The sequence below is a fragment of the Komagataeibacter xylinus NBRC 15237 genome (assembly GCF_001571345.1).
Classification (GTDB): Bacteria; Pseudomonadota; Alphaproteobacteria; order Acetobacterales; family Acetobacteraceae; genus Komagataeibacter; species Komagataeibacter xylinus.
This window is the reverse complement of sequence record NZ_BCTP01000011.1, coordinates 12630-35900: the sequence shown is the minus strand read 5'-3', so window position 1 is coordinate 35900 and position 23271 is coordinate 12630. Positions and strand designations below refer to the sequence as shown.

17 protein-coding genes are annotated in these 23271 nt (G+C 65.8%); 4 read left to right on the top strand and 13 right to left on the bottom strand.

Translation table 11 applies throughout. From position 1 onward, the window contains the following. Positions 1-219: 219 nt before the first annotated feature. On the top strand, positions 220-2085 hold the full coding sequence (mutL, locus tag GXY01S_RS06600; RefSeq protein WP_061273455.1) for a DNA mismatch repair endonuclease MutL: 1866 nt from the start codon (positions 220-222) through the stop codon (positions 2083-2085). 133 nt (positions 2086-2218) lie between these two features. Then, on the top strand, positions 2219-3754 hold the full coding sequence (locus GXY01S_RS06595; RefSeq protein ID WP_061273350.1) for an NADH-quinone oxidoreductase subunit M: 1536 nt from the start codon (positions 2219-2221) through the stop codon (positions 3752-3754). A 118-nt stretch (positions 3755-3872) separates the two neighbouring features. Here GXY01S_RS06595 and parE read toward each other — a convergent pair whose 3' ends face one another. Then, positions 3873-5912, bottom strand: coding sequence for a DNA topoisomerase IV subunit B (gene parE, locus GXY01S_RS06590; RefSeq protein WP_061273348.1), 2040 nt, complete (start codon positions 5910-5912; stop codon positions 3873-3875). A gap of 154 nt (positions 5913-6066) precedes the next feature. Next, entirely contained in the window at positions 6067-6603 is a 537-nt protein-coding gene (locus tag GXY01S_RS06585; RefSeq protein WP_082770760.1) for a hypothetical protein, read from the bottom strand. 403 nt (positions 6604-7006) lie between these two features. On the opposite strand from GXY01S_RS06585, the gene GXY01S_RS06580 reads away from it, so the two are divergent. Then, complete coding sequence (locus GXY01S_RS06580; RefSeq protein WP_061273346.1) at positions 7007-7429, top strand: hypothetical protein; 423 nt, start codon at positions 7007-7009, stop codon at positions 7427-7429. A 50-nt stretch (positions 7430-7479) separates the two neighbouring features. On the opposite strand, the gene GXY01S_RS06575 is transcribed toward GXY01S_RS06580, so the two are convergent. Continuing rightward, complete coding sequence (locus GXY01S_RS06575) at positions 7480-7926, bottom strand: RrF2 family transcriptional regulator (RefSeq protein WP_061273344.1); 447 nt, start codon at positions 7924-7926, stop codon at positions 7480-7482. Between the two features lie 153 nt (positions 7927-8079). On the opposite strand from GXY01S_RS06575, the gene cysK reads away from it, so the two are divergent. Then, entirely contained in the window at positions 8080-9069 is a 990-nt protein-coding gene (gene cysK / locus GXY01S_RS06570) for a cysteine synthase A (protein ID WP_061273342.1), read from the top strand. Between the two features lie 206 nt (positions 9070-9275). Here cysK and GXY01S_RS06565 read toward each other — a convergent pair whose 3' ends face one another. The 10 genes from GXY01S_RS06565 to gltX form a co-directional block, all read right to left on the bottom strand. Then, a complete protein-coding gene (locus GXY01S_RS06565) occupies positions 9276-10421 on the bottom strand; it encodes an OmpA family protein (protein ID WP_061273340.1) in 1146 nt (381 codons plus the stop codon). Positions 10422-10669: 248 nt separating this feature from the next. After that, the gene (locus GXY01S_RS06560) at positions 10670-11008 is read right to left on the bottom strand and encodes a DUF1491 family protein (protein WP_061273338.1); all 339 of its coding nucleotides are present in this window, start codon (positions 11006-11008) and stop codon (positions 10670-10672) included. Between the two features lie 79 nt (positions 11009-11087). Further along, the gene (locus GXY01S_RS06555) at positions 11088-12794 is read right to left on the bottom strand and encodes a S41 family peptidase (protein WP_061273451.1); all 1707 of its coding nucleotides are present in this window, start codon (positions 12792-12794) and stop codon (positions 11088-11090) included. Beyond that, positions 12791-15007: a ribonuclease R family protein gene (locus GXY01S_RS06550; RefSeq protein ID WP_061273336.1), complete on the bottom strand. Its 2217-nt coding sequence runs from the start codon at positions 15005-15007 to the stop codon at positions 12791-12793. The genes GXY01S_RS06555 and GXY01S_RS06550 overlap by 4 nt, the downstream gene beginning before the upstream one ends. Positions 15008-15039: 32 nt before the next feature. Continuing rightward, positions 15040-17760 (bottom strand): type I DNA topoisomerase, encoded by a 2721-nt coding sequence (gene topA, locus GXY01S_RS06545; RefSeq protein ID WP_061273334.1) that lies wholly within the window; start codon positions 17758-17760, stop codon positions 15040-15042. A gap of 45 nt (positions 17761-17805) precedes the next feature. Continuing rightward, positions 17806-18969, bottom strand: a complete 1164-nt coding sequence (dprA, locus tag GXY01S_RS06540) for a DNA-processing protein DprA (RefSeq protein ID WP_061273332.1) — start codon at positions 18967-18969, stop codon at positions 17806-17808. Then, entirely contained in the window at positions 18966-19604 is a 639-nt protein-coding gene (plsY, locus tag GXY01S_RS06535) for a glycerol-3-phosphate 1-O-acyltransferase PlsY (RefSeq protein ID WP_061273330.1), read from the bottom strand. Before plsY ends, dprA begins: the two co-directional genes overlap by 4 nt. Then, positions 19601-20896, bottom strand: a complete 1296-nt coding sequence (locus tag GXY01S_RS06530; RefSeq protein ID WP_061273328.1) for a dihydroorotase — start codon at positions 20894-20896, stop codon at positions 19601-19603. The genes plsY and GXY01S_RS06530 overlap by 4 nt, the downstream gene beginning before the upstream one ends. Beyond that, complete coding sequence (locus tag GXY01S_RS06525) at positions 20893-21858, bottom strand: aspartate carbamoyltransferase catalytic subunit (RefSeq protein ID WP_061273325.1); 966 nt, start codon at positions 21856-21858, stop codon at positions 20893-20895. Before GXY01S_RS06525 ends, GXY01S_RS06530 begins: the two co-directional genes overlap by 4 nt. Continuing rightward, positions 21851-23257, bottom strand: a complete 1407-nt coding sequence (gene gltX, locus GXY01S_RS06520) for a glutamate--tRNA ligase (RefSeq protein WP_061273323.1) — start codon at positions 23255-23257, stop codon at positions 21851-21853. The genes GXY01S_RS06525 and gltX overlap by 8 nt, the downstream gene beginning before the upstream one ends. Positions 23258-23271: the final 14 nt, after the last annotated feature.

Sequence of the window (23271 nt, the reverse complement as noted above, 5' to 3'; positions counted from 1 at the left end):
CATTTCCTGTAATAACGCGCTGACAGGAAACGATAAAAATTTTCGCGTGCCGTTTTTTTCCAAAAAAGCGACATCCGCTGAAGTTTTTCTAAAATGGATCCACCAGCAACGTCCTTATGATTGGGGGATGTGTGCTGGACGGGCTTTTATGGCTGCCTCCAGCGGGCTGGCCCGCATGGGCGCGGCATCCGCGTATTCCACAACCCCCGGTTTATCCGCATGAACACGTCTTCCACGCCTGAACTGCCGGTTATCCGTCGCCTGTCAGAGCAGGTGGTCAATCGCATTGCCGCGGGCGAGGTGATTGAACGCCCGGCCGCGGCCCTGAAGGAACTGGTGGAAAACGCGCTGGATTCGGGGGCGAAACGCATCGGCATCCGCCTCGACCGGGGCGGGATCGACCGCATCGAAGTGACTGATGACGGCTGCGGCATGTCGCCCGATGATTTGTGCCTGGCTGTCGAGCGGCACTGTACCTCCAAACTGCGTGACGAGACGCTGGTGCGGATTTCCACCCTTGGTTTCAGGGGCGAGGCGTTGCCCTCCATCGGGGCTGCGGCACGGCTGACGGTCATGTCGCGGCGGCATGGCGCGGATTCGGCATGGTCGATCTGCGTGGAAGGGGGGGCTGTGGGCCAGCCTGAACCCTGTGCCGGGCCTGCGGGCACCCGCGTGCTGGTGGAAGACCTGTTCTTTGCCACGCCCGCACGGCGCAAGTTCCTCAAGAGCCCGCGTGTTGAATCCAGCCATGCCGAGAACGTGGTGCGCAGGCTGGCGCTGTCTGCCCCGCATGTGGCGTTCCGGCTGGAATTTGACCAGCGCGTGGTTCTTGACCTGCCCGCGCAGGACCGGGCTGCGCGTGTTGCGGCCATTCTTGAGGCGGGGCAGGCCGATGGGCTGCTATTGGTTGAAGGCCAGCGCGGCGACCTGAAGCTGAGTGGCTATATCTGCGCGCCCTCGGTGCACCGGGCCACGGCCAACGGGCAGATGCTGCTGGTCAACGGGCGGCCGGTGGTCGATCCCGTGCTGCGCACCGCCGTGCGCGTGGCCTATCGCAACGTGATGGAGCACGGGCGACATGCGGTGGTGGCGCTGTCGCTCGAAATTCCGCCCGAGCAGGTGGATGTGAACGTACACCCCGCCAAGACCGAGCTGCGCTATGCCGACTCGGCTGCGGTGCGCGCGCTGGTCATTGGCACGCTGGGGCGGGTTCTTGGCACCGGGGCGGGTATTGCGGGCGTGCGGCCCGACCTCCTCCAGTCGCGCGGGCCGTCAGCCGCCCGCATCTGGTACCCGCCCGAGCGTGGGAATGACGCGGCAGGCCTGTCCACCCGCATGGCAGCGCCACTGGCGCCAGCCCCGCAGGCCGATCATGGCCTGCCCCCTGGCTTTGCCGAGTCGTCGCTGCCGCTTGCAGCCCTGCCCGCCGCCCGCAAGGCGGTGCCCGAAGCCGTGCTGGCGCATACGGACACCGCTGCCGCCATGGCGCATCCGCTGGGTGCTGCGGTGGCGCAGGTGCTGGGCACCTATATCCTGTCACAGACGGCGGATGGCGCGCTGGTGCTGGTGGACCAGCATGCCGCCCATGAGCGCCTGACGCATGAAATCCTGCGCGCGCAGTATCTGGACGGCGAGATCCGCGCCCAGCGTCTCCTGCTGCCCGAGGTGGTGGACCTGCCAGCCCGGCAGGTGGACGTGCTGCTGCCTTTCGCGCCCGCGCTGGCCCGGCTGGGCATCGAGATCGAACCCTTTGGCGGCACGGCGGTGCTGGTGCGCGCCCTGCCCGCGCTGCTGGGCAAGGAAAACCCGGCTTCCATGCTGCGCGACCTGGCCGAGGAACTGGAGGCGGACGAGCTTTCCACCCCTGCGCAGGCCGATGCGCTGGACAGCCGCATGGATGCGATCATTGCCCGCATGGCCTGCCACGGCAGCGTGCGGGCGGGCCGCAGGCTTACACACGAGGAAATGAACGCCCTGCTGCGCGACATGGAACGCACCCCGCGCGCGGGCACATGCTCGCATGGTCGTCCGACCTGGCTGAAGCTGGAAAAGGCCGATCTTGAGCGGATGTTCGGCCGTCGCTAGGTCGCGCAACGGGGCCTGCAAACACGTGGGCAGGGGGGGGCGGCTAGCGGCATGCCGGGGTTGCTCGGCATAATGTGAGCGGGGCGTGGCTGGATTCTCTCCATTCAACCCTCCTAGGGTCAGCGCATCATTCATGGATGATGTGAGACCGAATGTGCATCCGATCCTGCTCTCCCTAGTTACGTATCTGCCCCTTGCGGGCGCTGCGGCCATCCTGCTCACGCGCGGCACGGCCCAGAACATCGAGACCGCCGCGCGCTGGGTGGCGCTGTGGACCAGCGGCATCGTGTTCGTGCTGGCTGTTGTCATGTGGGCGCAGTTCAACCCCGCAAGGCCCGGCATCCAGTTCGAGCAGCAGGTGGGCTGGGCCAGTGGCGCGGGCATGTCCTACCATGTGGGGGTTGATGGCATCAGCCTCATGTTCGTGCTGCTTTCCGCCTTCCTTACGCCGCTGGCCATCATTGGCGGGTGGCGGCAGGTCACGGGGCGGGTGCGCGACTACATGGTGGCCATGCTGGTGCTGGAAACCACGCTGATTGGCCTGTTCTCGGCGCTCGATCTGGTGCTGTTCTATGTGTTCTATGAAGCAACACTGCTGCCCGCCAGCCTCATGATAGGCGTGTGGGGCGGCCCGCGCCGGGTCTGGGCTTCGCTACAGTTCTTCCTGTTCACCTTTGGCGGCTCGCTGTTCATGCTGCTCGCACTGCTGGCCATGTGGAACGCCACCGGCACCACCGACATCGTAGCCCTGCAGCATCATGGCTTTGGCCACGGCATGCAGTGCTGGCTGCTGGCGGGCTTCATCATCGCCTTTGGCGTCAAGCTGCCGCTTTTCCCGCTGCATGCATGGCTGCCCGATGCCTACACGGAGGCACCGACCCCGGCCTCGGTCATGCTATCTGGCGTGCTGTCAAAGGCGGGGGCATACGGGTTGCTGCGCTTTGGCGTGATGATGTTCCCCGATGCGGCGCGGCTGTTCGCCCCCGTGGTGCTGACGCTGGGCGTGATTGCGGTGATCTATGCCGCCATCATCGCGCTGGCGCAGACCGACATGAAGCGCGTGATCGCGTATTCCTCGTTCTCGCATATGGGGGTGATCGCCATCGGGCTGTTCACGCTGACACCCGAGGGGATTGATGGCGCGATTTTCCAGATGCTGTCGCATGGCATCGTCATCGCGGCGCTGTTCTTCTGTGTCTCCGCCGTGTCGTGGCGGGCGGAAACGCGCGAGATCAGCGCATTCTCAGGTGTCGCCCACAAGATGCCGGTGCTGGCCACGCTGGCCATGCTGTTTGTCATGGCCAATATCGGCCTGCCGGGCACGGGGGCCTTCGTGGGTGAATTCCTTGTCATGGTCGGCGCGCTGCATGTCTCGTTCTGGCTGGCCTTCCTTGGCGGCACGAGCATGATTTTGGGGGCGGTCTATATGCTGGTGCTCTACCGCCGCGTGCTGTTTGGCGCGGATCGGGGCGGCATCGTGGCCCTGCTGCGCGACCTGACCGGGCAGGAACTGGCCGTGCTGGTGCCGTTGGCCATCGTCACGGTGTGGATGGGGGTGCACCCCAATTCGTTCCTGCGCGTGTTCGACCCGGCCGTGACCTACCTGCTGCACCCGCTGGCCACCGTGGCTGCGGTTGAGCCGGCGCAGATCACGCATGTGGCGGGATAAAGGTTCTGGGTGCCGCCTTTTTCACAAGGCGGCATTCTTCTGAAGTTTTTTGGAAAAAAAGCTTCACCAAAAAACTTCTGCTTTTAAAGCCCGGCCTCCAGATGGAGGCCGGGTTTTTTCATACGTCGAGGTTATCGACCTGATTGGCGTGTTCCTGAATGAAGCGGAAGCGCAGCTCCGCCTTGCGGCCCATCAGGTGTTCCACGCGTTCGAGCGTAAATGCCCGGTCCTCGGGCGGGGTGATGACCTTGAGCAGCGTGCGGTGCCTGGGGTCCATCGTGGTCTGCTTGAGGTCGGCAGGCGGCATTTCCCCCAGGCCCTTGAAGCGCGAGACCTCGACCTTGCTGTTGGGCTTGAATACCTTCTTCAGCTTGCGCTCGCGATCAGCGTCATCCATGGCGTAAATGCTCTTGCTGCCCTGTGTCAGGCGGTAGAGCGGCGGCTGGGCCAGGTACAGATGTCCGCCCCGGATCAGGCCGGGTAGTTCGCGGTAGAAGAACGTCATGAGCAGGGAGGCGATATGCGCGCCATCCACATCGGCATCGGTCATGATGATGATGCGGCCATAGCGCAGCTTGCTGAGATCAAAGCGCTCGCCCGTGCCGCAGCCGAGTGCCTCGACAAGGTCGCGCAGTTCCTGGTTGCCGCGCAGTTTCTCATTCGAGGCGCTGGCCACGTTCAGGATCTTGCCACGTAGCGGCAGCACGGCCTGCGTCTCGCGGTTGCGGGCCTGCTTGGCGGAGCCACCAGCCGAATCGCCCTCGACCAGAAAGATCTCGGTCTCGGCTGCGTTCTCGCGCGTGCAGTCGGTCAGCTTGCCGGGCAGGCGCAGGCGGCGGGTCGCACTCTTGCGCGGGGTGTCCTTCTGCTCCTTGCGGCGCAGGCGCTCTTCCGCGCGTTCGACCACGAAGGCCAGCAGGTTGTCCGCCTGGGGCGGGTTGCCCGCCAGCCAGTGGTCAAAACGGTCGCGCAGCGCGGTCTCGACAAGCTTGCTGGCCTCGCCGCTGGTCAGCTTTTCCTTGGTCTGGCCCTGGAACTGCGGGTCACGGATGAACACCGACAGCTTGGCCGCAATGCAGCCCATGATGTCATCGGCGTTGATGTTGGCCGCGCGCTTGTTGGCGCGCTGCTCGCCCCAGTTGCGCAGGCCCTTGACCAGCGCGTTGCGGAACCCGGTCTCGTGCGTGCCGCCATTGGGGGTGGGAATGGTGTTGCAGTACGACGCCAGCGCCGCAGGCCCCTGCTCAAGGAAGGCGATGGCCCATTCCATGCGCCCCGTATCGGCCCCGTCAGGCCCGGTGGGCAGGTCGGCGTCATCGGCCCACAGGTCGGTCAGCAGGGCGGCTTTTTCGCCCAGTTCGTCGCGCAGGCTGTCGGCCAGGCCACCGGGGAAGTGCAGCACCGCCTCGGCGGGGATGTCGTGGTCCTTGATCAGCGCCGGATCGCACGACCAGCGGATGGTGACGCCACGGAACAGGAACGCCTTGGAGCGGCACAGCCGGTACAGCCGCGCGGGCGAGAAATGCAGCCGCCCGAAAATCTCGGGGTCAGGGGTAAAACGGATCTGGGTGCCGCGTCGGTTATTCACCGGGCCGACCTTCTCCACGCCTGCCAGCGGGCGGCCGCGCTCATAGACCTGCCGCCACAGGGCGCGATCGCGCGCGATCTCGACTTCCATGCGTGAGGCCAGCGCGTTGACCACCGATGAACCAACCCCGTGCAACCCGCCCGATGTGGCATAGGCCTTGCCCGAGAACTTGCCACCCGCATGCAGGGTGGTCAGGATCACCTCCAGCGCCGAACGGTCGGGAAAGCGCGGATGGGCGTCCACCGGAATGCCGCGCCCGTTATCGCGGATGGTCAGGTAGTCACCGGCCTCGAGGGTTACGTCGATGGTGGTGGCATGGCCTGCCACAGCCTCGTCCATCGCGTTATCGAGGATCTCGGAGGCGAGGTGATGATAGGCCGTCTCGTCCGTGCCGCCGATATACATGCCCGGCCGCCGCCGCACGGGTTCGAGTCCTTCCAGTACCTCGATGGCGCTGGCGTCATAGGAATCGGGACCGTTTTTTGCGGGGTCTGGCATGGCGGCGGGGGGAACCTTGTGCGAGGTGGGCCGGGCAGGGGGCGCAGGCGTGGAAAAAAGATCGTCGTTCATGAAGCGTTCTTTGTTCTGTCAGGTCACGTCCTGTCAAGCTGCGCGGCCTGTCTCCTTGCGCTGACTATGCCCGCACTTGCGGGCATGAAAAAGGCCGGACAAAGCCCGGCCCCGATTTTTCTTTAACGTATTGCCGCGCAGGCTGGCGCGCGGGTCAGCTCCGCACCGTGCGGCGCGCGGGCGTGCGCGGGCGGGCGGCGGCTGCGGCCGGGCGGTTGGGGGCCGTGCAGGTCAGGTAGGAGGCGGGCTGGACGATGTCCTTGGCCTGGGCGTAGTTCGACAGGTCGGCGGTGCTTTCGAGTTCCTGCACCTCATCGAACATGGAAACATGCTGCTGGCAGAATGCCGTGCCTGCCTGCAGGCCGCGCTCGGACTGCACGTTGGCGAGCTGCGTGATGTAGTCATCATGCTGGCGCTGGGCGTTGCGGCCATAGGTGGTGGAGAAATACCCGTTGAGCACATGCTCCTCGGCCGCGAGCTTGGGGCGGAACTTGACGACGAAGTTGTTGTACTTGTCCTGCACGCCACAGGACAACGCGGTGACCATGAGCTGGCTCTTCAGCCCCTGCACGTCAAACGCCTCATGCGCGGGCGAGGGGGAGCACGGACCGGCAGCCAGCGCCTGCCCGCCATTAACCAGTCCCACAAGGGCAAGAGCTGCAGCGCCAGCGCGCCAGATCGACATGGACATCAGGACGGGTTCTCCAGAGATGGTGGGGCGGTTGCCAATGGGGGTAATGCACGGACCCCGCATATTCCGGCACGATGAAATCCGGATCAGGTCTATAGCGCAAACATGCTGCCGCCAAAAGGGCGCGCGGCAGACCCGCGTTCAAAAACATGCGTTATGAATGCACGATGGGATGACAGCGCCCCGTGAGCCGGGTATGCCACACGGGCAGGGCGTGCATGCCTGCGCAAAAGCAACGGGTGGGGCTTTCCCGCCTTGGTGCGTTGTTCTACAGCGTATGCCACGGTGGTTGGCCCGTGCGCCAATCCTGACCGTTACGGGGCAGCGCAGGCGCAATGGTCCTTAACGGGTGATGTATCAAACACAGCGGAGCTGACGAGTGCGACTGCGACTGTCTGCAATCATGATGACGACGGGCATTCTGCTCGCCGGATGTGACAACAAACCGGCGGTAAACCTTGGTGGCATTGCCGGAACCCCCAATCCCTACAACTACATGAAGGCCTCCGGCCAGTGCCAGGTGGGCAGCCTTGCCGATGCGGGCAGGAACACGAAGTCCACCACCATGCAGGTCCGTAGCGATGATGGCTACTGTGCCATCGAGACACGGGCCTCGGCAGGTCATCCCTATGCCTCGTTTGGCGTCTCTCCGGCGCCCGATCACGGCAAGGTGTTCATCTATAATTATAACGATCACACTTATGTGACGTACACGGCCAACACCGCCTATTCCGGCCCGGACAAGTTCCGTGTCGTGCTGATTCCCGGTGGGGGCAAGCCGCGTGAATACATGGATGTGACCACCACAGTCACCGCCGCGAAATAATCCGGCGGCCTGTCGGCCCTGCTGCGGCAGGGCTGGCAGGTGGGGTCAGATCAGATCGAAAACGTGATCGGTTCGGGCAGCGGGCGGCGCATGCCCGCATGCTCGGCCCGGCGCACAAGGTCATCAAGGCTGATCTTGCGGCACTGTTCATCGATCATCGTATCGAATTCCTGCCAGCACGGCTCGACAACCTTCTGGAACAGGCCGCCAATCGGGCCGTCATCCGTGTTGTCCTCCGCCGTGATGACCGCAAGGATATCCGCAAGCATGATATCGCGCCGCGGGCGACCGAGGCGGTAGCCGCCACGGGGGCCACGCACGCTTTCCAGCAGGCCCGAGCGTGACAGGGTCTGGAGCAGCGGCTCGATCCCGCGCCGGGCCAGGCCCGCGCGCTCGGCGATGTCGGCAGCACTTATGGTGCCGTTCCGCCCCGCGTGAAAGGCCACGTCAAGCATGATCAGTATGGCAATCATGGTCCTGTCACGCCGCAGCAGCATATCGTTCAGCCTCGCCTTGCCTCGATGAAAAACCGGTTTCCCACCACTTACCAGTAATGAGGCGATTGTTCCACGCTTCTGTTCAGGAGGATGGTGGATTATATCAGACTGCACGCGTGAATAGGCCATTGCCGCACCAAGGAGTGATACCGGATGACGAAAACCACCCCGCCCGATCGCACGTACGGTTTTGCCGCCCCGCGCGGGCGGATATACGACTCCATTGTCGAGACCGTGGGGGGCACGCCTCTGGTCGCGCTGCCGCATCTGACCCGCGAGGATGGCCTGGCCGCCCGCGTGCTGATGAAGCTGGAATTCTTCAATCCGCTCGCCTCGGTCAAGGACCGGATTGGCGCTGCCATGATCGAGGATGCCGAGGCGCGTGGCGAGATCCATCCCGGCAAAACCACGCTGGTGGAACCGACTTCGGGCAATACCGGCATTTCGCTGGCGTTTGTCGCGGCGGCACGGGGCTACAGGCTGATCGTGACCATGCCGGAGGGCGCCTCGATCGAGCGGCGCAAGATGCTGCGCCTGCTCGATGCGCAGCTTGAACTCACTCCCTCCCGCCTGGGCATGGCGGGCGCCATCGCCCGTGCCGAGGAAATCCTGAAAAAGACCCCCAATGCCTGGATGCCGCGCCAGTTCGACAACCCGGCCAATCCTGCAATCCATGCCGCCACCACGGCAGAGGAAATCTGGGTCGATACGGCGGGGGCGGTTGATATTGTCGTGGCGGGCCTGGGCACGGGCGGCACGGCGAGCGGCATTGCCCATGGGCTCAGGGTCCACAAGCCGGGCATCGAGGTCTATGGCGTGGAGCCGATGGAAAGCGCCATTCTCAATGGCGATGAGCCGGGGCCGCATGGCATTCAGGGAATCGGGCCGGGCTTCTGCCCCCGCACGCTCGATCTCGCGGCGCTGGCGGGCGTTCTGCCGGTATCGGAGCGCGAGGCCATTGCCGCTGCCCGTCGCTGCGCGCGGCTGGACGGGGTGCCCGTGGGCATCTCATCGGGGGCGGCGCTGCATGCGGCCATACAACTGGCCGGGCGGCCTGAAAACGAAGGCAAGACCATCGTGACCATCGCGCCCTCCTTTGCCGAGCGCTACCTGTCAACCTCCCTGTTCACCGGACTGGTCTAGATCAGAAAACGCCGCTTTTAAAAAAGCGGCGTCCGAAACGTTTGCAGGGTGTCTGACCAGTCAGCCCGCAAACATCCAGAAATCATAAAGAGGTTTTTGGTGAAGCTTTTTTCGGAAAGCTGGTTCAGACACCCCTATATGGAAAAAAGCGGCTCCCTTGCGGTGCCGCTTTTTGCTTTTCCATGCCCGGACGTGAAAATGGGCGATCAGTGCAGGATGATTTCCACCCGGCGGTTCTGGGCCTCGCGCGTGTTGGCGGCGGTCTGCACCAGCGGGTTGGCGTCGCCATAGCCGTGAATGTCGATGGCGGGGCCGGGCACGCCGTCACGCACCAACTCGGCCTTGATGACCTGCGCGCGCTTGAGCGAGAGGGCCTGGTTATACTTTTCCCCCTGCGGGCCAGGATGGGCCGCCGAGTTGTCGGTATAGCCATTGACCTCGATGCGCGTGGTCTGGGTGTTGGTCGAGGCCTGGGCCGCGACGGCCACGATGGAACGGGCGCGGTCGGTCAGGTCGCTGCGGTCCCAGTCAAAGAACACGAGATAGGTCCGGTTCTCGGCGGGGGCGGGCACGGCGTTGGTGGAAGGCGGCGGCGGCGGCGGGGGGGCCGGGTTGAACTCGTAGCGCAGGCCAAGCATCAGCGAATGGTTGAAGTCGGTGCGGCTGTCGCGGTTGCCGTTGCGAAAGCCGTAATCGCCATTCATGGCCGCAAGCGTGGTCTCGCTGCCTGTCACCACGGAGTGGTGCGACTGCGGGCCAAGCATGGTCCAGAACCGGTATTCCGCCGTAGCCGACAGGCCCACCACCCATGGCATGGGGAAGGAGAGGCCGAATATGCCCTGATAGGCGAAGTTGCCGTAGCTGCCGCTCACATGCTGGTTGTAGCTCGCCCCGTTCACGTTGCCCGTGATGGTGGTATTCATGTTCTGCCAGCCATAGCCGATACCCGCGCCAAAATACGGGAACAGCCAGCTTTTGCCGATATCAAGGTCGAACAGCGCATTGGCCATCAGCCCCGATTCCTGCTGCCGGCCATCGGCACGGGCATGATAGGCGGCATTGCCGCCCACGGTTTTCAGGTCGTTGTTGCGATAATGGCCCTCAAGTTCCACGCGGAAGCCATTGCCAAGCCCCCAGCCAATCGCGCCGAGGCCAATGGCGCCGGTGCGAAACTGATCACGTGCCGAAGAATTCCGTATGACCTGGCCCTGGTTGAAGGTCGCACCACCTTCACCGCTCATATACAGGCCCTGAACAGGCTGGGCGAATACAGGAGCGGAGACCAGCACGGAGCCCAGGGTAACCGAGGCAGCCAATAAAGACCCTGCAAGCAATCCGTACCGCAGATTCATACTCTTTTTCTCCCTTCGACGGGCCTCTTCCGGCATATAGGCCCGGTCGGGTGCACGTGCCATATTCCCTGGACTGATCAGCATCCGCATTCTTTTGCTGAAAGAAACCGCCCCTGACAATCCTTGCCACCACCTTAACCCGTTACTCGGGCGTGTGTGGCCCACTGGCATGGCTGACTGTGTGCCAGATGCCACACCTTGCCGGCCGGATCGGTTTCCCTGCTTTCAAACCCGTGGAATCACGTCTTTCATATCAATCTTGCTTCAAACGGCGGCGCCAGATCAGGGGCATCGAATTCAACAACCCACAAGTCGGGGTCGCGTTCCATCTGCCGTGTGACATAGGCGTCAACACCAGCCTGATCAACATCCGTCTCCCCTGTAGCGCGGAACCATGTCCGGCGTCCATCGGGGGTAAGGGTCCGGGCCAGCACGCACATCCGCCCCTGCCGCCCCATGAGCACGACCAGCACGCCCCCCGCATCATCATCGCCGTGGTGCAGCACCATGCCCGGATTTCCCTTTTGTCCAGCCTGGCGCAGCATTGCCCGGACCCACAGGCCGGTTTTCAGGCGGGGTTCATCCATGGGGTCTGATTTCTCCGGTAATGCATAAAAACAGAGGGTGGCATGCAGGAATAGCACAGTTTGCGCCCGCCCGGGCGACTCATCCCCCGTTCGGGAGGGGCGCGTCTTCTTCCGGTATGGCCGACAGGGCGGCGCGGTATTCCTCGGGGTTGTCGAGCAGGGAATGCGCGGCATCAAGGTCGCTATCGGTACCAATGGCGGCAGGGCAGGCCTTGCGGATGGCCAGGACATGCGACAGGTCGACCGGTGAGCGCACCTGGCGTGCCGCCACCACCCACTGCGTGCTGTCGGCCGTGCCTTCGGCCAGGTTCTGCAACTGGCGTTCGAGTTCGCTTTCGCCCCGGCTGGTACACACCTGCGGCATCACGCCCAGCCCCTGTAGCGGCCAGCCCAGCGGCGCGAGCACGCGACTCCATGTTACGAACAGTTCGGCCCCGTTGGGCATCTGGCCAATGGTCTGCACCAGGCCCTTGCCCAGTGTTGCGCTGCCAATCACCACGCCGCGCTTCTGGTCGGACAGGGCGGCGGCGAGAATTTCGGCGGCACTCGCGGTCCGGCCATCAACCAGCACGATAATGGGCAGGCCATTGGTCATGTCGCCGCCCTGCACGGCCCAGACATGGTTGGCCTGCGGGTCACGCCCCTGCGTAATGGCGGCCACGCCGTGGTCGAGCATGAGGGCCGACGTGGTCACGGCCTGTTGCAGCACGCCGCCCCTATTGCCGCGCAGGTCAAGGATCAGACCCGCAATGCCGGGCACGTTCATGGCCTCGTCGAGGTACTGGCTCATTTCCTCCGCCGTGTTGGCGGAGAAGGCGGTGATGTGCAGCACCACATGCTTGCCGCTGGTATAGGCGAACACCGTCTCGGGCGGGGTGGAGGCGCGATGCAGGGTGACCGTGGTCTGCCGCCCCTTCGCTTCCACCGTAATGCGCACGAGGCTGCCAGCCGGGCCATCGAGCCACGAGGTCACGGTATCGACCGTGCGGGACTCGGTGGAGCGGCCATTGACCGCGCGCACGATCTGCCCCGCCGCCAGGCTGGTGGGCCAGGCCGGGCCGTTGGCGTTGACCGCCGCGATCCTGATGGCGTGGTGGTCCAGCCCCAGCGTCAGCCCTGCCGTGGCCTCGCCCCCGGTGCGGGTGCTGCGGTCCGATACGGCGGCGCCGGGCGGGATATAGCGTGAGTAGGGATCGAGATGATTGAACAGTTCATCAAAGAAGCCCTGCAGCACCCCGTCCTGCCCGGTATTGCGCATGGCGGGCGAGTGCTGCCACGCCACGTCTAGAATGCGGGTGATGGCCCCACTCCACCCCGCCACGTCATCCGGTGCGGGCACGGGCAGGGCGAGCACGGTCTTCTGGGTGGCGGCGAGTTGCAGGAAGCCGTGCTGCTCGTCAATGCTGAGCGAGGGGTCGAGCGCGCTCAGCCCGTTCAGCCCCCACAGGGCGAAATCGTGAATCGTGTGGCTTTCCAGCGTGCGGGGCTGGAGAAAGGCCAGACTCGCCTGCATGACCGATGACAGCACGGCAAGGTCCATGCCGGGCATGTCCGGGTTTTCCATGCTGTCTTCATGCAGTGGCGGCTGGGGCGTGGGCGCGCGCGGGGTCGCGGGCAGGTCATCGGCGCAGGCGGCGGTGGTGAGCCGGGCGATGATGAGCAGCAGGATGAACGTATCACGCGGAATATGGCCCAGCGTGGCCATGCGCCGCCGCCACGTGCCCGCCCCTTCGCCGCCCCGCCCCACGGGCCGGGCGATGATGACGGGAAACAGGGCGCGTTTCACGGCCTGCGTTTCCGCAGGCGGGGTGCCACGTCGGGCAGGGCCAGAAGGACGGTGCCCCGGATGGCGCATGCTTCTTCTATCCGTACGCGCAAAGCCTGACCGGGGCGGAATGCCATGGTCGTGTCGCGTGCGTGCAATGTCTGCGTTTTTTCATCGTGATGCCATTGATCTTCCGGCAGGGCAGACATGGGCAGCAGGGCGGAGGTTCCTGTTGCATCCAGCACGACAAAAATACCGAATCGGGACAGGCTGGAAACATGCCCGTCCATTTCGGTGCCAATCCGCGCGCCCAGCCAGGTCGCGCCGTAGCGCTCCAGCGTCTCGCGCTCGGCCTGGGCCGCGCGGCGCTCGGTGCGGGTAATGGCCTCGCCCACTTCTTCCAGCGCCTCATGGCCGGGTGCCGGGCCGGGTTCGAGCCCGGTTGCCACGAGCAGGGCGCGGTGGGTCAGCAGATCGGCATAGCGGCGGATGGGGCTGGTGAAATGCGCGTAGGCCGCAAGCGAGAGGCCAAAATGACCGATCGGCTCGGGGCTGTATTCCGCCTGGTTCTGCGCGCGCAGGATCAGTTCATTGACCAGGCCGGCCTGATCGGTGTCGCGCACGCTGTCCAGCACGCGGTCAAGGTCGGTGGCGCGCAGGCTACCCACGGGCGGCAGCTTCAGGCCCATCAGGTCGAGCGTGCGGCGCAGGCTTTCCAGCCGCTCGGGCGCAGGCGGCGCGTGGATGCGGTACAGGCAGGGAATATGCCGCGCTTCAAGGCAGCGTGCGGCGGCGACATTGGCCGCGATCATGAATTCCTCGACCAGCCTGTGGCTGTCGAGGCGGATTCGCGGCGCAATGGCCGTGATCTCTCCTCCATCACCCAGCCGCACCAGCCGCTCGGGCAGGTCGAGGTCCAGCGTGCCGCGCGCGCGCCGGGCATGGGTGAGGCAGGTCCACGCGCCAAACAGGCTGTCGAGCAGGCCCGGTGGAAGGGCCTGCATGGTGGTGTCGGGCGCACCATCGCGCGCGGCCTGCACCTGCTCATAGGTCAGGCGGCCGGCACTGCGCATGATGCCGCGCCCGAAGCGGGCGTTGCTGGTCGCGCCATCGGGCGCCACGTTCATGGTCACGAACAGGCAGCCCCGGTCCTCATCGGGGCGGAGCGAGCACCAGCCGTTCGAAAGGTCCTCGGGCAGCATCGGGATCACCCGGTCGGGGAAGTAGACCGAATTGCCGCGCAGCCGGGCCTCGCGGTCGAGCGCCGTGCCGGGGCGCACGTACCAGGCCACGTCGGCAATGGCGATGGTGATGCGGAAGCCCTCGCCATCGGGTTCGGCGTAGATGGCATCATCAAAATCTCGTGCGTCCGCGCCATCGATCGTGACCAGCGGCATCTCGCGCAGGTCGGTGCGGCCTGCGGGGGCTATGCCACGGGCGGATTTTGCCTGGGCCAGCGCCTCGGTGGGGAAGACGTGGGGAATGCCCAGCATGGCGACAGACACCATGCTGATGGTCCGCGCATCGCCCTGCGGGCCAAGCCGCTCGATAATGCGCGCGGGGTGCAGCCCCGGCCCGGACTGGGGCAGGGGGGTGGCGATGACAATCTCGTTATCCGGCGCGTCGTCATCCTCGCCTGCAGGAATGACCCATTCGGCCTTGGCGCGCCGGTCAGCGGGGGTGAGGCGGCCAGCGGGGCGGAATCGGGCCGGGGTGCTGGCTGCCGGGTCATCAGGCGGCAGGGTGCGGAACAGGCCCACGATCTGGATGGGTGCATCGCTCACGCGGCGCAGTGTGCGGCCTTCATATCTGCCAGGCCCCACCCGGCGCAGGCGGGCCACCACGCGCTCGCCCGGTGCCAAAGCCGCGCGACCACGCAGTTCGGGGTGCATGAACACGGTAGGCGGCGGGCCTTCGCCATCCCACTGCACGGGTTTTGCGATGGGGTCGCCATCGGCATCGGTGCCGGTGACCTGCACCACCATGGATTCGGGCAGCCGGTCCGATACGCGAAAGCGCCGGGCGCCAGCAGGGGCGAGCGTGCCATCAAGCGCCATGTCGCGCAGCATCTCGCGCAATGCCGCCTTGTGCTCCGGCCCGAGACCGAATTCGCGGCTGATCTCGCGCTTGCCGATGCGCCCTGTCGCCCCTTCGATAAACGCACGGAGCTGCTCACGATCGGGCAGGCCACCCGTACGGGCTGGCGGCGTGCCCGTGGGCAGGCGGTCCGGCATCTCGGGAGTTGCTGGACGCTGCCGTTTCATGATCAGTCCGTCTCGCTTTCAGTCTTGGCCGGAGCGGCCTTCTTGCGGGTGGTGGTGGTCTTTTTGGCGGCTGGCTTGGCCGCCGTCTTTTTCGGGGCGGCCTTTTTCTTCGGTGCAGCCTTCTTGGGCGCGGCATCCTCGCCTTCCGCCGCCTTGGCCTTTGTCTTGCGGGCCGCGGGCTTGCGGGTGGTGGTGGCCTTCTTGCCCTTGGCCTTGAGCGGCTTGCCCTTTTCGGCCAGCAGCGTCAGGGCTTCCTCCATGGTCACGTCGTTCATGTCCTGCCCACGCGGCACGGTAGCCACGATGGAGCCATGCTGAACGTAGGGGCCAAAGCGGCCCTTGCGCACCATGACCGGCTCGCCATCCTTGGGGTGGGGGCCGATGGTGCGGATGGAGGCCAGCTTCTTGGCCAGTGCATCGACCGCGCGGTTCAGCCCCACGGTCAGGACGTCGTCATCCTTGTCCAGCGAGCCATAGACCGCGCCCATCTTCACATACGGCCCGAAGCGGCCCAGCCCCGCCTCGATCGGCTCGCCCAGTTCGGGGTGAATGCCCACGATGCGCGGCAGCGACAGAAGGCCCACCGCCTGCTCGAGCGTGATCTTGTCGCCATCGAGCCCGCGCGGAATGGTGGCGCGTTTCGGCTTGGTCTTCTTGTCCTCGGGGTCGGGTTCGCCCTGCTGCACGTACAGCCCCCACGGACCACGGCGCACGGTCACGTCCTCGCCGGTGGGTGCGGCACCGAGCACGCGCATGCCATCCTTCAGGGCGGCGGCATCATCGCCTTCCTTCGGGTCGGCCACGAGTTTGCGGGTGTACTGGCACGTAGGGTAGTTCGAGCAGCCGATGAACGCGCCATACCGCCCCAGCTTGAGCTCCAGCCTGCCGGTGTTGCACGCCGTGCACAGGCGCGGGTCCTGCCCGTCCTCCCGCGCGGGGAAGAAATAGGGCGAAAGGTCCGCATCCAGCGCCGTGATGACGTCGGATATCTTGAGGTCCTTGGTCTGGTCCACCGCGTGCGAGAAGTCGGACCAGAAGGCGGACATGACATCGCGCCAGTTGGCCCGCCCGCCTGAAATGTCATCAAGCTGTTCCTCAAGCCCCGCGGTGAACTGCGTGTCCACGTAGCGCTCGAAGAACGAGGTGAGGAAGGCCGTGACCAGCCGCCCGCGATCCTCGGGGATGAAGCGGCGGTTCTCAAGCTGCACGTAATTGCGGTCGCGCAGCACGGTCAGGATGGAGGCATAGGTGGAAGGGCGGCCAATGCCGATCTCTTCCATTTTCTTGACCAGCGAGGCCTCCGAATAGCGCGGCGGCGGCTGGGTGAAGTGCTGGTCCGCCGTGACCTCGCCACGCCCGATGACATCGTGCTCCTTCATGGCGGGCAGCATGCGGTCCTGCTCGTCCTCCGCCTTGGCGGGCGAGTCGTCACGGCCTTCGCTATAAAGCTTCAGGAAGCCGTCAAACGCGATCATGGACCCCGTGGCGCGCAGGGTCACGCGCTTTTGCCGGTCCTCCATGTCAACCGCCACCTGGTCGAGCTCGGCGGACTGCATCTGGCTGGCGACCGAGCGCTTCCACACCAGGTCATACAGTTTCTTCTGCTCGGGCGAGAGATGGCGCGCCATGTCGGCGGGCGTGCGGCGCACGTCGGTCGGGCGGATGGCCTCATGGGCTTCCTGCGCGTTCTTGGCCTTGGTGGAATAGATGCGCGGCTTGTCGGGCACGTACTCCGCGCCAAAGCTGTGGCCGATATGGCCGCGGATGGCGCTGATCGCCTCGCCCGCCATCTGCACGCCGTCGGTTCGCATATAGGTGATGAGGCCCACGGTCTCGCCACCGATGTCGATGCCCTCATAAAGCTGCTGGGCCGTGCGCATGGCCACCTGGGCCCCCATGCCCAGCTTGCGCGAGGCCTCCTGCTGCATGGTCGATGTGGTGAACGGCGGCGGCGGGTTGCGGCGCACCTTGCGGCGCTCGACCTTCTCCACCGCGAAGTCACCGGCCTCGACCGCGGCCTTGGCCGCCAGGGCGCCGGCTTCATTGTTGAGGTCGAACTGATCAAGCTTGTGGCCATCAAGATGCGTGAGCCGCGCGGTAAAGGCGGCCCCCGCGGGCGTGGTCATGCGGGCCAGCACCGACCAGTATTCACGCGGCTTGAAAATCTCGATCTCGGCTTCGCGCTCGCAGATCAGCCTAAGTGCGACCGACTGCACGCGCCCTGCGCTGCGCGAGCCGGGCAGCTTGCGCCACAGCACCGGCGAGAGCGTGAAGCCCACGAGGTAGTCGAGCGCGCGGCGGGCGAGATAGGCCTCGATCAGCGGAAAGTCGAGCTCACGCGGGTGGGCCATCGCGGCCTTGATGGCGCTTTTGGTGATTTCGTTGAAGGTGACGCGCTGCACCTCGATGCCCTTGAGGAGCTTCTTCTCCTCCAGGATCGAGCGCACATGCCACGAAATGGCTTCCCCCTCGCGGTCGGGGTCAGTGGCGAGGTACAGATGTGTCGCCCCGCGCAGCGCCTTGGCGATGGCCGCGATCTGGCGGCTGCCGCGCTCGTCGGTTTCCCACACCATGGCAAAGCCTTCGTCGGGCTTGACGCTGCCATCCTTGGGCGGAAGGTCGCGCACATGCCCGAACGAGGCCAGAACCGTATAGTTATCACCCAGATACTTATTGATCGTTTTCGCCTTGGCTGGCGATTCGACCACCACGACGTCAGTCATTCTGTCTCCGGATCACGATTCTCAAAACCTTGCTCTATCCCGCGCTCAGGCCGGGGGTGGACGCCGCACGACCAGATCCCCCGCAAGGAATTCGATCGTGCCCGCAATCTCCATTTCCGACAGGACGGTCAGGACTGCTGCTGTCGAGAACTGGCAGCGCCGTACGAGATCGTCAACAGGCGATGGCGTGAAAGATAGAAAACCTTCCACCATTTCATGCAGGTCGCCCTGGGCGGATGGGGGTGGGGCCGGGTCTGTGCGCGGCGGGTCCAAGGCTTGCCCGCCCGATGGGGCAGCATTGTGGCGCACGGGGTGGGGTAGTGCGGAAAACAGGTCGTTTTCCTCTATTGTTTCAGGGAGTTCGCGCAATATGTCGCGCTCGGTTTCGGTCACAATCGCGCCCTGGCGCAGCAGGTCGTTGCTGCCCCGGCAGCGCGGATCAAGCGGCGAGCCGGGCACGGCGAAGATGGTGCGCCCGTAGTCAAGCGCCATGCGCGCGGTAATCAGGCTGCCCGAGCGCAGTGCAGCCTCGATCACCACGCAGCCCAGCCCAAGGCCCGCAATCAGCCGGTTGCGGCGCGGAAAGTGCCGCGCCTGCGGCACCGTGCCCGGCGCGGCCTCGGTCACGACCGCGCCGGTGCGGGCAATCTCGGCCTGCAGGGCGGCATGTTCGGGCGGGTAGGGGCAGTCCAGCCCACCCGCGATGGCGGCAACCGTGCGGCCCGCTGTCATGGCGCCGCGATGGGCCGCGCCATCAATGCCGCGCGCCAGACCCGATACGGTGTGCACGCCATGGGCCGCGAGCAGGGCGGCCAGGCTTTCGGCCATGCGCAGCCCGCCTGATGACGCATTGCGCCCACCCACGATGCCCACCATGCGGGCGGACAGAAGCGTCACGTCGCCCAGCACCGACAGCACGGGCGGTGCGTCAGGCAGGGCGGCCAGCAGGGCCGGGTAGCCGGGCTGGCCGTGCACCAGCAACGTGCCGCCCAGCGCCTGCAGGCGCTCAAGCTCGCGCAGGCCGTCATCACGCGGGTAGAGCGGGCCGATGGTGCGGCTGATGCGGGTGGCCCCGCGCTCAAGCATGGCAAGTGCTGCTTCAACGCTGCCATGGGTGCGGATGAGCTTGCGGTAGCTGACCGGGCCGATGCCGTCCGTTCGCGCCAGCCGCAGGCAGGCCAGCGCCGTTTCGGCATCGGGGGGAGTCATGTGCTTTTCTGGCCGATTTTTGGCTCGGTGCCCTTGAGCAGCCGGGTGATGTTGGCGTGATGGCGGATGAGGATCATCACCGCAATCAGCACCCCGGCCAGATAGGCGGGGGAGTTGAAGTCAATCCGCCCCGGCCGGATCATGAGCAGCGGCAGGGCGGCAAAGGCGATGATCGCGCCCGCTGATGAAATGCGCGTGACCTTGGCAAAGATCAGCCACAGCGCGCAGCAGCACAGCCCCACGCCGGGCATGAGCGCCAGGATGCAGCCCAGCCCGGTGGCCACGCCCTTGCCACCCCTGAACTTGAGCCAGACGGGAAAGCAGTGCCCGGCCACGGCAAAGATGGCGGCCAGCGATTCGGCGGCCAGCGTGTGGAACGGGCACAGCACGAAGGCGCAGAACACCGCGAACGCGCCCTTGGTGCCATCGAGCGCCAGCGTGCCCGCGGCCAGCCCCTTGCGCCCGGTGCGCAGCACGTTGGTCGCTCCGATATTGCCCGAGCCGATCTTGCGGATATCGCCCCCGCCCGAGAGCGCGGTCAGCACCAGGCCAAAGGGAATGCTGCCAATGAGGTAGGACAGGAAGGCCACGCCGCCCATCAGCGGCAGGTCGTAGGTAGGGATGCCGTAGATCATGCAGCCTGTGCCCCGAACACGCGCACGCCCTTCTTCCACGTGCCCAGCACGCGGCCTTCCAGCGCGCGGCCATCAAACGGGGTGTTCTGCGCCTTGCCCGGCAGGTCGCCCGCGCGCACCACCCAGGCGGTATCGGGGTTGAACAGGCACAGATCGGCAGGCATGCCCACGGCCAGCGTGCCCGCCTTGCCGCCCAGCACGGCAGCCGGGCGGTGCGTGAGCAGGCCAATGGCCTCCATCATGCCAAGATGGCCCGCATGCACCTGCGCAAGTGTTACCGCAAGTAGCGTGCACAGCCCGGTGCCACCGGCAGCGGCCACGGCAAAAGGCTGGCGCTTGTCATCGGCGTCGCATGGCATGTGGTCGGATGCGATGGCGTCGATCGTGCCATCGGCCAGGGCGGCGCTGACGGCGCGGCGGTCGGCCTCGGTGCGCAGCGGCGGCGAGAGCTTGGCATAGGTGCGGAAATCCCCGATCACCGTCTCGTTGAGGTCGAAATAGGGTGGTGCGGTATCACAGCTCACGCGCAGGCCATCGGCCTTGGCGTTGCGGATCAGGTCCAGCCCCTCGGCTGTCGAGACATGGCCGAAATGCAGCCGCCCGCCAGTCATGCGCGCAAGGCGCAGGTCGCGTGCGATCAGGATGGCCTCGGCCGCCGCCGGAATGCCCGGCAGGCCGAGGCGGGTGGCCAGTTCGCCATCCGTCGCGCAGCCGCCGCGCGCGAGCGACGGGTCTTCGGGGTGCTGCACGATCAGGGCGTTGAAGCCGCGGGCGTAGGTCAGCATCTGGCGCATCATGCGGCTGTCGGCAATGGCCTGCGGCCCATCGGTAAAGGCAATGGCGCCCGCTTCGGCCAGCAGGCCGATCTCGGCCATTTCCCGGCCCGCGCATTCACGGGTCAGGGCGCCATAGGGCAGGATGTCGATCATGCCCGTTTCCTCGCCACGCGCGCGCAGCAGGCGGGCAAGGGCGGGGTTGTCGATGGTCGGGCTGGTATTGGGCAGCACGGCGATGGTGGTGATGCCACCGGCCACGGCGGCGCGCGCGGCCGAGAGCACCGTCTCGCGGTATTCATAGCCGGGCTCGCCAATGGTCACGCGCATGTCAACAAGGCCGGGGCACAGCACGAGCTGGCCGCCGCCATCAATCACATCCGCCCCCTCGGGCGCGCCTTCGGCGTTCGGGGCGTCGGTGCCTGCAATCAGGCCGTCCTGCACCAGCAGGCGGCCGGGGCGGTCCGTGTTGCTGGCGGGGTCGATCAGGCGCACATTTTCAAAAACGACCGGCTTCATGCGCCTTCTCCCCCGCGTGCGAGCAGGTCGAGCACCGCCATGCGCACCGCAACCCCCATTTCCACCTGTTCACGGATCACGCTCTGGTCGGAATCGGCCACGCGGCTGTCAATTTCCACGCCCCGGTTCATCGGGCCGGGATGCATGACCAGCGCATGCGGCTTCGCCAGCGCGAGGCGCTTGTTGTCGAGGCCATAGAAGCGGAAATATTCCCGCGCGCTGGGCACCTGCGTGCCCTTCATGCGCTCGCGCTGCACGCGCAGCATCATCACCACGTCCACGCCGCGCAGGCCGTCTTCCATGGTGTGATGGATGCTGACCCCCAGCGCGCCAATGGCGCCGGGCACCAGTGTGGGCGGCCCCACCACGCGCACCTGGCAGCCCAGTGCGGTGAGCAGGTGAATGTTGGAGCGTGCGACCCGGCTGTGGCTCACATCGCCGCAGATCGCCACCGTCAGCCCCTCGAACGTGCCGAAATGGCGGCGGATGGTCAGCGCATCGAGCAGGGCCTGCGTGGGGTGTTCATGCGTGCCGTCGCCCGCATTGACCACGCTGGCCTGCACCTTCTGCGCCAGCAGCGCGGGCGCGCCGGACTGGGCGTGGCGCACCACCAGCAGGTCGGCATGCATGGCGTTGAGCGTTGCTGCCGTATCGAGCAGCGTCTCGCCCTTGTTGACCGAGGAACTGGCCACGGTCATGTTCACCACATCCGCGCCGAGCCGCTTGCCCGCCAGTTCGAACGAGGTGCGGGTGCGGGTGCTGTCCTCAAAGAACAGGTTGATGAGCGTGCGCCCGCGCAACAGGTCGCGTGGGGTCTTGCGCGAGCGGTTAAGCAGGGCGTAGTGCTCGGCCAGGTCCAGTATGGGCATGATCCGGATCGGATGCATGCCCTGCACGCCCAGCAGGTGGCGTGTGGCCGGGGTGGCGAAGACGTTGCTGCCGTGGCTGCCGCGCTCATTCATGGGCGGCGACCGCGTTGATGCGTGCCAGAACCTCGTCACGGCCAAGGGCTGCCAGCGTGTCATCAATGCCGGGCGACATGGTGCTGCCGGTTACGGCGGCACGCAGCGGCTGGGCCACCTTGCCCAGCTTCATCTCATGCGTTTCGGCAAACTGGCGCAGGGTGGCGTCGATCGCCTCCTTGCTGAACGGCTCGGTGGCCTTCAGCGCCGTGGCCAGCCTGCCCAGCATCACGCGGTTTTCCGGCGTGAGCTGCTTTTCGGCCTTGGGGTCGAAGGCGAGCGGCAGCGAACGGCCGAGGAAGGCCGCGTTATCGGCCAGTTCCACCAGCGTCTTGGCGCGTTCCTTCAGGCCGGGCATCAGGGCCAGTACCTTCGCACGGGTGGCATCCGATGTGTCCACGCCGTCCATCCTGGCCAGCCGTTCCATCACGTCGCTGGTCAGGCGGGTGTCATCGGCCTGGCGCAGCCACACGCCGTTGATGTGCAGCAGCTTGGCGTAATCCATGCGCGAGGGCGAGCGGCCCACGCCATCAAGGTCGAACAGTTTGATCTGTTCCTCGCGCGAGAGGATCTCGGCATCGCCGTGGCCCCAGCCAAGGCGCAGCAGGTAGTTATTCAGCGCCTCGGGCAGGTAGCCCATCTCGCGGAACTCGACGACCGACTGTGCCCCGTGCCGCTTGGACAGCTTGGCCCCGTCAGGCCCGTGAATAAGCGGCAGATGCGCGAAATGCGGCAGACTCCAGCCCATGGCGCGGTAGATCATGGCCTGGCGGAAGGTATTGGTCAGGTGGTCATCGCCACGGATGACGTGGGTAATGTCCATGTCATGGTCATCGACCACCACGGCAAGCTGATAGACCGGCGTGCCATCGGCGCGCAGGATGATCATGTCATCGAGTTCGGCGTTGGCTACGCGCACGTCGCCCTGCACCAGGTCGTGGATGGTGGTTTCCCCCTCGCGCGGGGCCTTGATGCGGATGGTGTAGGGGGTGTTTGCGGGGGCCTCGGCGGGGTCGCGGTCGCGCCACATGCCGTTGTAGCGGGGGGGGCGGCCCTCGGCCATCGCCTTCTCGCGCATGTCCTTCAGTTCATCGGCCGTGCAGTAGCAGCGATAGGCCAGGCCCTTTTCCAGCAGTTCATGCGCCACCTCGGCATGGCGGGCCTGACGCGTGGACTGGAAGACCGGTTTCTCGTCGGATTCGATGTCCATCCAGGCCAGGCCGTCGAACAGCACGTCGACCGCCTGCTGGGTCGAGCGTTCGCGGTCGGTATCCTCGATGCGGAGCACGAATTGCCCGCCGTGGTGGCGGGCATAGAGGAAATTGAAAAGGGCGGCACGGGCGTTGCCGATATGCAGCAGGCCGGTGGGGCTGGGAGCAAAACGCGTACGGACAGTCATGAACCGGGTTCCTA

Coding starts and splice junctions, on each gene's coding strand:
- mutL (WP_061273455.1), top strand. CDS start 220: ATGAACACGTCTTCCACGCCTGAACTGCCGGTTATCCGTCGCCTGTCA.
- GXY01S_RS06595 (WP_061273350.1), top strand. CDS start 2,219: ATGGATGATGTGAGACCGAATGTGCATCCGATCCTGCTCTCCCTAGTT.
- parE (WP_061273348.1), bottom strand. CDS start 5,912: ATGAACGACGATCTTTTTTCCACGCCTGCGCCCCCTGCCCGGCCCACC.
- GXY01S_RS06585 (WP_082770760.1), bottom strand. CDS start 6,603: ATGTCCATGTCGATCTGGCGCGCTGGCGCTGCAGCTCTTGCCCTTGTG.
- GXY01S_RS06580 (WP_061273346.1), top strand. CDS start 7,007: ATGATGACGACGGGCATTCTGCTCGCCGGATGTGACAACAAACCGGCG.
- GXY01S_RS06575 (WP_061273344.1), bottom strand. CDS start 7,926: ATGCTGCTGCGGCGTGACAGGACCATGATTGCCATACTGATCATGCTT.
- cysK (WP_061273342.1), top strand. CDS start 8,080: ATGACGAAAACCACCCCGCCCGATCGCACGTACGGTTTTGCCGCCCCG.
- GXY01S_RS06565 (WP_061273340.1), bottom strand. CDS start 10,421: ATGAATCTGCGGTACGGATTGCTTGCAGGGTCTTTATTGGCTGCCTCG.
- GXY01S_RS06560 (WP_061273338.1), bottom strand. CDS start 11,008: ATGGATGAACCCCGCCTGAAAACCGGCCTGTGGGTCCGGGCAATGCTG.
- GXY01S_RS06550 (WP_061273336.1), bottom strand. CDS start 15,007: ATGCCGGACCGCCTGCCCACGGGCACGCCGCCAGCCCGTACGGGTGGC.
- topA (WP_061273334.1), bottom strand. CDS start 17,760: ATGACTGACGTCGTGGTGGTCGAATCGCCAGCCAAGGCGAAAACGATC.
- dprA (WP_061273332.1), bottom strand. CDS start 18,969: ATGACTCCCCCCGATGCCGAAACGGCGCTGGCCTGCCTGCGGCTGGCG.
- plsY (WP_061273330.1), bottom strand. CDS start 19,604: ATGATCTACGGCATCCCTACCTACGACCTGCCGCTGATGGGCGGCGTG.
- GXY01S_RS06530 (WP_061273328.1), bottom strand. CDS start 20,896: ATGAAGCCGGTCGTTTTTGAAAATGTGCGCCTGATCGACCCCGCCAGC.
- GXY01S_RS06525 (WP_061273325.1), bottom strand. CDS start 21,858: ATGAATGAGCGCGGCAGCCACGGCAGCAACGTCTTCGCCACCCCGGCC.
- gltX (WP_061273323.1), bottom strand. CDS start 23,257: ATGACTGTCCGTACGCGTTTTGCTCCCAGCCCCACCGGCCTGCTGCAT.